The organism is Rubrimonas sp. (genome assembly GCF_036788415.1).
Lineage (GTDB): Bacteria > Pseudomonadota > Alphaproteobacteria > Rhodobacterales > Rhodobacteraceae > Rubrimonas.
In genome coordinates this window covers 1-7,902 of record NZ_DAIQNN010000109.1, presented here as the reverse complement: position 1 = coordinate 7,902, position 7,902 = coordinate 1, and the positions used below count along the sequence as shown (strand labels likewise).

General features: G+C 69.5%; 7 protein-coding genes. 5 read left to right on the top strand and 2 right to left on the bottom strand.

What is annotated here, in order from left to right; all coding sequences use genetic code 11:
- Positions 1–176 precede the first annotated feature (176 nt).
- On the bottom strand, positions 177–902 hold the full coding sequence (locus V7Q31_RS15995; protein WP_333834858.1) for a GntR family transcriptional regulator: 726 nt from the start codon (positions 900–902) through the stop codon (positions 177–179).
- Between the two features lie 152 nt (positions 903–1,054).
- Between V7Q31_RS15995 and dctP the strand changes: the two genes are divergently transcribed.
- The 5 genes from dctP to V7Q31_RS15970 all read left to right on the top strand — a co-directional run bounded on the left by dctP (position 1,055) and on the right by V7Q31_RS15970 (position 6,935).
- On the top strand, positions 1,055–2,041 hold the full coding sequence (gene dctP / locus V7Q31_RS15990) for a TRAP transporter substrate-binding protein DctP (RefSeq protein ID WP_333834857.1): 987 nt from the start codon (positions 1,055–1,057) through the stop codon (positions 2,039–2,041).
- Between the two features lie 68 nt (positions 2,042–2,109).
- Positions 2,110–2,682 carry a TRAP transporter small permease gene (locus V7Q31_RS15985; protein ID WP_333834856.1) on the top strand — a complete coding sequence of 191 codons (573 nt, stop codon included), beginning with the start codon at positions 2,110–2,112 and terminating at the stop codon, positions 2,680–2,682.
- Positions 2,682–3,998: a TRAP transporter large permease gene (locus V7Q31_RS15980; protein ID WP_333834855.1), complete on the top strand. Its 1,317-nt coding sequence runs from the start codon at positions 2,682–2,684 to the stop codon at positions 3,996–3,998. The genes V7Q31_RS15985 and V7Q31_RS15980 overlap by 1 nt, the downstream gene beginning before the upstream one ends.
- A complete protein-coding gene (locus tag V7Q31_RS15975; protein WP_333834854.1) occupies positions 3,998–5,374 on the top strand; it encodes a malonyl-CoA decarboxylase in 1,377 nt (458 codons plus the stop codon). Before V7Q31_RS15980 ends, V7Q31_RS15975 begins: the two co-directional genes overlap by 1 nt.
- A gap of 16 nt (positions 5,375–5,390) precedes the next feature.
- A complete protein-coding gene (locus V7Q31_RS15970) occupies positions 5,391–6,935 on the top strand; it encodes a malonate--CoA ligase (RefSeq protein ID WP_333834853.1) in 1,545 nt (514 codons plus the stop codon).
- A 13-nt stretch (positions 6,936–6,948) separates the two neighbouring features.
- Here V7Q31_RS15970 and V7Q31_RS15965 read toward each other — a convergent pair.
- Positions 6,949–7,902, bottom strand: a 954-nt coding sequence (locus V7Q31_RS15965) for an SEC-C metal-binding domain-containing protein (RefSeq protein WP_333834852.1), incomplete at its 5' end; no start/stop codon positions are given.

Sequence of the window (7,902 nt, the reverse complement as noted above, 5' to 3'; positions counted from 1 at the left end):
TAAGTAAATTGGCTCGTTGACTTGAATCAAGCACAGGGAATATTTTGTGTTACACTAAGTTAGCAAAGTTTCTTTTCTAAATACGAGTCTGATAATCGCCAAAGCGCCTGGAGAAGATGGTCGACCACCGGATTTTCATCCAGTGGTCGATAGCGCAGAAAGGCCAGAAGGTGGGTTCAGCCTACCGCAGTCGCGCCGGAAGTTGGAAGCGAAGCGAGCAGGTCGGCGAAACGCTCGCCCTGTACGGCGACATGGGCTCGCATCGCCTCGGCGGCAGGGGTTTCGTCGCCGCGAGCGATCGCCTCCATCACCGTCTCGTGCTCGGCGAAGGACGCCTCGATGCGCCCGCGCGCGCGCAGTTGCAGACGGCGATAGGCCCGCAGGCGCTTCTGCAGCGCGTCGGCCTGCTCGGCGAGAAATCCGTTGCGACCGGCGCGACGGATCAGGTCGTGAAAGCGCTCGTTCTCATAATAATAGGCGTCGCCGTCGCCCGCTTCGGCGGCGCGCGCGCAGGCCTCGTGCGCCTCGCGGATCGCCGCGACGTCCTCGGGGCCGGCGCGGCGCGCGGCCAGACGCGCCGCCATCGCCTCAAGATCGGCCATCACCTCGAACATCTCGCCGAGCCGGCGAGGGCCGATCTGAGCGACGGATGCGCCGCGCCGCGGCCTGTATTCGGTGAGCCCGGAGGCGGAGAGCTGCAGCAGCGCCTCGCGAATTGGCGTGCGCGAGACGCCGAAGCGCCGCGCCAGCGCGACTTCCTCGAGCCGCGCGCCCGGCGCGAGGCGGCCTGTCAGGATTTCATCCTCCAGCGCGTCGCGCAGCGCGTCGGCGCGCTTTTCGACGCCCGCGCGCTCCACGTCGCGCGGCGCTCCACCCTCGATGTCGGCCCCCACATCGCTCATGAAGCGAGAGTAGAAGGGCGCCCGGCATGCAGCAAGGCGTTTCGTGTATGCAAGACGCTTGCATCTGAGCGCATCGCGCGCTTAGTCTTTCGACATAACGCGCGCAAACGGGCCGGCGCCGCCGAACCCCGCGCATCCTGGGAGGAACTTTCATGACCGCGCTTTCGCGCCTTGCGGCTTCGGCCGCCCTGTCTTTCGCCGTCGCCGGCGCTGCTTCCGCCGCCGAACTCCGGCTCAGCCATCAGTGGTCGACCGGCGACGTCCGCCACAAGGTCGCGCAGATGGTGGCCGACGAAGTCGCCGCCGCGAATGTCGATCTGGAGATCAAGATCTTCCCGTCGGGCTCGCTGTTCAAGGCGCTGGAGCAGTACAACCCGCTCTCGCGCGGCCGCCTCGACATGACCGTTCTTCCGCTGAGCTACGCCGGCGGTCAGCGCCCCGCCTACAACCTCACCCTGATGCCGGGCCTCGTGAAGAACCACGACCACGCCGCGCGCCTCGTGAACTCGCCCTTCATGGACGAACTCGAGAAGATCATGGCCGAGGACGACGTGATGGTGCTCGTGCACGGCTATCTCGCGGGCGGCTTCGGCTCTATCGAAGGCTGCATCGCCAAGCCCGAGGACGTGCAGGGCAAGCAGATCCGCGCCGCCGGCAAGTCGTTCGAGCAGATGCTGGCCGAGGCCGGCGCGTCGATCACCTCGCTCGCCTCGTCGGAAATCTACAACGCGATGCAGACCGGCGTGCTGAACGCGGCGATGACCTCGTCGGAGAGCTTCGCCTCGTTCCGCCTCTACGAGCAGGTGAAGTGCTACACGCCGCCCGCCGACATCGCGCTGTGGTTCATGTATCAGCCGCTGCTGATGAACAAGACGGCTTTCGAGGCGCTGACGCCCGAACAGCAGGCCGCCCTGCGCGCCGCCGCCGAGAAGGCCGAGGCGTTCTATCTCGCCGAAGCCAAGCTCGCCGACGACGCCGCGACCCAGACGTTCCGCGACGCGGGCGTCGAGATCGCCGAGATGACGCAGGCGGATTTCGACGCGTGGCTGGCGGTCGCCAAGCGCTCGTCCTTCCCGTCCTTCGTCGACAGCGCGCCGGACGGCCAGCGCCTGCTCGACCTCGCGCTCGCCGTCGAGTGACGGCCCGGCCCGGCGCAACCCGCCGGGCCCCCTTCCCTTTTTCCCCGACGCCCTGACGGAGTCGCGCGATGGCCGGAAAAGCCCCCGGCGCGAAAGCGCCGGTATCTCTGCCTGCGCCGCTTGCGCTGGCCGTGCGCGGCGTCGGCGCGCTCTCGACCGCCGCCGGCGTCGCTTCGGCGCTGATGATCCTCGCCGCCGTCGCGGTCACCTGCCAGATGATCTGGGTGCGGACGGTGATGAACGCGTCGACCGTCTGGCAGACGGAGGCCGTGATCTTCCTCGTGATCGGGGCGACGCTGGTCGGCCTGCCCTATGTGCAGCTTCTGCGCGGCCATGTGAACGTCGATCTCGTGCCCAACCTCCTGCCGCCGGTCTTGCGGCGCGGGATGGCGATGCTGACGCTGCTGATGACGATGGCGGTGATCGGGGTCGCCGCCTTCTACGGCTTCGAGATCTTCGAACTCGCCCGCAGCCGCGGCTGGCGCTCCGACACGGTCTGGGGTCCGCCGCTCTGGATTCCCTATCTGGCGATGCCGCTGGGCTTCGGGCTGTTCCTGCTGCAGCTCGCAGCCGATCTGGTCGAGACGGTCTTCGGCCGCGAGGACGTCGCGCTGCACGGCGATTTCGAGGAGGATTACTGATGGATCCGCTGATCCTCGGGGCGCTGGTCGGGGTCGTCACCACCATCGTGCTGTTCTCGGGGGTCTCGGTGGCGTCGGGATTGCTGATCGTCGCAGCCGGGTTCCTGCTGGTGTTCGACGGGTTCGGCGCGCTCGAGCTGATCCCCGAAGTGCTGTTCGGCAAGCTCAACGATTTCGCGCTGCTCTCGATCCCGATGTTCATCATCATGGGGGCCGCCATCGCCTCGACCCGCGCGGGCGCCGACCTCTACGAGGCGCTGGAGCGCTGGATGACGCGGGTGCCCGGCGGCCTCGTCGTGTCCAATCTCGGCGCCTGCGCGCTGTTCGCGGCGATGTCGGGCTCCTCGCCCGCGACCTGCGCGGCCATCGGCAAGATGGGCATTCCCGAGATGCGCAAGCGCGGCTACCCGGACACGGTGGCCGCCGGGTCGATTGCGGCGGGCGGCACGCTCGGCATCCTCATTCCGCCTTCGGTGACGATGATCGTCTACGGCATCGCCACCGAGACCTCGATCGGGCGGCTGTTTCTCGCAGGCGTCATCCCCGGTCTGATGCTGACCGGCCTGTTCATGGCGTGGTCGATCTTCGACACGTGGCGCTCGGGCGCCATCCATCTGATGGGCCGCGGCGCGGGCTACAGCTGGGCGGAGCGCCTCGAGGTGCTGCCGCGCGTCCTTCCCTTCCTCGCGATCATCGTGGCCGTGCTCTATGCGCTCTATGGCGGGATCGCCACGCCGTCCGAGACCGCCGCCGTCGGCGCTCTCGCCTGCGTGGCGGTGGCGGTCGTCATCTACCGTATGTGGAGCTTCTCCGCGCTCTGGACGGTGTTGCGCGACAGCACGCGCGAGTCGGTGATGATCATGTTCATCATCGGGGCGGCGGGGGTGTTCAGCTACATGCTGTCCTCGCTGTTCATCACACAGACGGTCGCGCAGTGGATCGCCGGGCTCGATGTGAACCGCTGGGTGCTGATGGGCGCCATCAACGTCTTCCTGCTGGTGGCGGGCTTCTTCCTGCCGCCCGTAGCGGTGATCCTGATGGCGGCGCCGGTGCTGATGCCGATCGTGCTGTCGGCGGGATTCGACCCCTATTGGTTCGCCGTGGTGCTGACGATCAACATGGAGATCGGGCTGATCACACCGCCGGTGGGTCTGAATCTCTACGTCATCAACGGAATCGCGCCCGACATCTCGCTCAGGACCATCCTGAGGGGCTCTCTGCCCTATGTCGGCTGCATGATTCTCGCCATCATCATCCTGTGCGTGTTTCCGGGGCTGGCGACCTGGCTTCCGGACTTGGCGATGGGAGTGCGATGATGGCGACTGCGCAGGTTCAGACGACATTTCAGACGACGACCGGGCTCATCGGCGATCTGTGGACGCGGGTGGCGGATGCGGGGCGGGCGCTCAGCCCATGGAAAGGCGCGGCGCAGCCCTCGCTCGCCGATCTGTGCGAGGCGCTGCTGTCGGGGCGGGGCGAGGCGACGGGCCTCGCCATGGCGCGCGAGATCCTCGACCGCTATGCGCGCCTCTCGAAGGCCGAGAAACGCGACGTGTTCCTCGCCGGCCTCACCCGCTTCGGCGTGGACGAGGCCGCGCTGGAGGCGGCGCTGGAGCGGCGCCGCGCCGAGGGGCCGTCGGCCTCGCGCGCGCTGCATCACGCCTGCGAGCCGCGCACGCAGGAGCTGATTCGCCGCCTGAACCTCGCGCCGGGCGGCACGGCCGCGCTGGTGCGGATGCGGGCCGATCTGCTCGAATGCATGGCCGAGCACCCCGAACTCGCGTCGCTCGACGGCGATTTCCGGCATCTGTTCGCCTCGTGGTTCAACCGCGGCTTTCTGGAGCTGCGCGCCATCGACTGGAACACGCCGGCGGCGATCCTCGAGAAGATCATCGCCTATGAGGCGGTGCACGAGATCCAGGGCTGGGACGATTTGCGCCGCCGCGTCGCCGCGCCCGACCGGCGGCTCTACGCCTTCTTCCACCCCGCCCTGCGCGACGACCCGCTGATCTTCGTACAGGTGGCGCTGACCGAGGCCATGCCCGACGCCATCGCGCCGATCCTCGCCGAGAGCCGCGCGCCGCTCGACCCCGCCAGGGCGCGGATGGCGGTGTTCTACTCCATCTCGAACTGTCAGGCGGGGCTGCGGGGGATTTCCTTCGGCAGCTTCCTGATCAAGCAGGTGGCGGAGGATCTGGCGCGCGAGTTCCCCGGCCTGCGCGGCTTCGCGACGCTCTCCCCCATCCCCGGCCTGCGCGACTGGGCGCGAGCCGAGGCGGCGCGGGGCGATGCCGGGATGTTGGAGCCCGCGGAGATCGAGGCGGTCGCGCGGCTCGACGCGCTCGCGCCCGATCTCGACGCCGCCGCGTGGCGCGCGGCGACCGGGGACGTCGCGGCGCTCGCCGCCCGCTATCTCGTGGAGGCGCGCGGCCCCCGCGGCGGCGCGGCGGACCCGGTGGCGCGGTTCCATCTCGGCAACGGCGCGCGGCTCGACCGGGTCAACCCCGCGGCGGACCTGTCGCCGCGCGGGCGCGCCGCGAGCTGGGGCGCGATGGTCAACTACCTCTACGACCTCGACGCCATCGAGAAGAACCACGAGGCATACGCCAATGGCGGCGAGGTGATCTGCGCGCCCGCCGTGCGCAAACTGTCGCGCGCCCGCCCTGCGGCGCGCGCCGCGGCGAAGGCCTGAGACCGGAGACGCGACGATGCACGACGCCAACCACCTCGCCCGCGCGCTCTGCGCGGCGGGCCGCCCGGACGATCCGCTGATCCATCTCGGCGACGCCGTCCAGACGCGCGGGGAGTTCTGGGAGGCGGCGGCGCGCATGGCGGCGGCGCTCGCCGAAGCCGGCGCGGCCCCCGGAGACCGCGTCGCCGTGCAGGTGGAGAAGTCGCTCGAGGCGCTGCATCTGGCGATGGGCCTAGTGCTGGCGGGCGCTGCGCTCCTGCCGCTCAACACCGCCTACACCCCCGCCGAGATCGGCTATTTCCTTGACGACGCGGAGCCTGCGGTTTTTGTCTGCGACCCCTCGCGCGAGGCGGCGTTGGCGCCGGTGGCGGCGCAGGCGGGGGTGGGGCGCGTGCTGACGCTGGGCGCGAACGGCTCGGGGAGCCTCGCGGAGATGGCCGCTGCGCTGGCGCCGCTGGCGGAGGCGGTTCCGCGCGGGCCCGACGACCTGGCGGCGATCCTCTACACCTCGGGCACCACGGGCCGCTCGAAAGGCGCGATGCTCACCCATCGCAACATCGCCTCGAACGGCGCGACGCTCGTCGGGACATGGGGGATGGGCCCGTCGGACGTGCTGATCCACGCCCTGCCGATCTTCCACACGCACGGGCTGTTCGTGGCGACCAACACGGCGCTGATCTCCGGCGCGCGGATGTTGCTGCACGCCAAGTTCGACCCCGACGCGATCCTCGCCGACATGACCCGGGAGGGGCCCGCGCGCGCCACCATGATGATGGGCGTGCCGACCTTCTACACCCGCCTGCTGGACCATCCCGGCCTGACGCGGGAGGCGACGTCGGGCATGCGGCTGTTCATCTCCGGCTCGGCGCCGCTGCTCGCCGAGACCCATGCGCGCTGGCGCGACCGGACCGGCCACGCGATCCTCGAACGCTACGGCATGACCGAGACGGGGATGCTCACCTCCAATCCGCTCGACGGCGACAGGCGGGCCGGAACTGTCGGCCTGCCGCTGCGCGACGTGGAGGTGATCGTCGCCGACCCCGCCACCGGGGCGCCGCTGCCGCGGGGCGAGACCGGGATGATCGAGGTGCGCGGGCCGAACGTGTTCAAAGGCTACTGGCGGATGCCGGAGAAGACCGCCGCCGAACTCCGCCCGTCAGGCTTCTTCATCACCGGCGATCTGGGGCGGATCGAGCCTGACGGCTATGTGTCCATCGTCGGGCGGGCGAAGGATCTTATCATTTCGGGCGGCTACAACGTCTATCCCAAGGAAGTCGAGACGCTGATCGACGCGCTGCCGGGCGTCGTCGAATCGGCGGTGATCGGCCTGCCGCATCCCGATTTCGGCGAAGGGGTCGCGGCGGTGGTCGTGCCGGCGCCGGGCGCCGCCCTCACCGCGGAGGGGGTCGTCGCCGCCGTCGCGCCGCAGCTTGCGCGCTACAAGCAGCCGCGCGCGGTGTTCTTCGCCGACGCCCTGCCGCGCAACGCGATGGGCAAGGTCCAGAAGGCGGAGCTCGCCCGGCGGCACGCGACCGCTTTCGCGCCGGTCGCGCAGAGCTGAACGATGGCGGGCGTCAGAGGCGCCCGTGGCAGTATTTGAACTTCTTGCCCGAGCCGCAGGGGCAGGCGTCGTTGCGTCCGACGCGTCCCCAGGTCCCCGGGTCGTTCGGGTCGGCGCCCGCCACCGGGGCGCGCTCGACCAGGGCGACGTCGGAGGGGCCGGCGTCCGCCATCTCCAGCTGCGGGGCGGGCGCGGGGGCCGGCGCGGCTTCGGGCGCGGCGAGCCGGATGTGGCTGAGCTGGCCGGTGACTTCGGTGCGCAACCGGGCCAGCAACGCCTCGAACAGCGAGAACGCCTCGGACTTGTACTCGTTGAGAGGGTCGCGCTGGGCGTAGCCGCGCAGGCCGATCACCGAGCGCAGATGGTCGAGCGTCACCAGATGCTCGCGCCAGTGATGGTCGATGGTCTGGAGCAGCACCGCCTTCTCGATCTGGCGGGCGATGTCGGGGCCCATCTCGGCGACTTTCTGGGCGGCGGCCTTGTCGGTCTCGGCCTCGATGCGCTCGCGCAGATGCGAGGGGTCCATCCCGTCTTCCTGCGCCCATTCTTCGACCGGCATGTCTCGCGCGAAATGCTTCAGAAGCTCGGCCTTGAGCCCGTCGACGTCCCATTGGTCGGCATAGGCGCGCTCGGGCGCGTGGCGGGCGACCAGCTCGCGCACGACGTCGTGGCGCATGTCGCGCACCGTGTCGGCGATGTCGGCGGCCTCCATGATCTCGCGGCGCTGGCCGAACACGGCCTTGCGCTGCTCGTTCATCACGTCGTCGAATTTCAGCAGGTTCTTGCGGATGTCGAAGTTGCGCGCCTCGACCTTGCCCTGCGCCTTCTCGATGGCCTTGTTGACCCAGGAATGGACGATGGCCTCGCCCTCCTGAAGGCCAAGCCGCTGGAGCATCGAATCCATCCGACCGCCGCCGAAGATGCGCATCAGGTCGTCTTCGAGGCTGAGGAAGAAGGTCGAGCGGCC

Coding starts and splice junctions, on each gene's coding strand:
- V7Q31_RS15975 (WP_333834854.1), top strand. CDS start 3,998: ATGGCGACTGCGCAGGTTCAGACGACATTTCAGACGACGACCGGGCTC.
- dctP (WP_333834857.1), top strand. CDS start 1,055: ATGACCGCGCTTTCGCGCCTTGCGGCTTCGGCCGCCCTGTCTTTCGCC.
- V7Q31_RS15970 (WP_333834853.1), top strand. CDS start 5,391: ATGCACGACGCCAACCACCTCGCCCGCGCGCTCTGCGCGGCGGGCCGC.
- V7Q31_RS15985 (WP_333834856.1), top strand. CDS start 2,110: ATGGCCGGAAAAGCCCCCGGCGCGAAAGCGCCGGTATCTCTGCCTGCG.
- V7Q31_RS15980 (WP_333834855.1), top strand. CDS start 2,682: ATGGATCCGCTGATCCTCGGGGCGCTGGTCGGGGTCGTCACCACCATC.
- V7Q31_RS15995 (WP_333834858.1), bottom strand. CDS start 902: ATGAGCGATGTGGGGGCCGACATCGAGGGTGGAGCGCCGCGCGACGTG.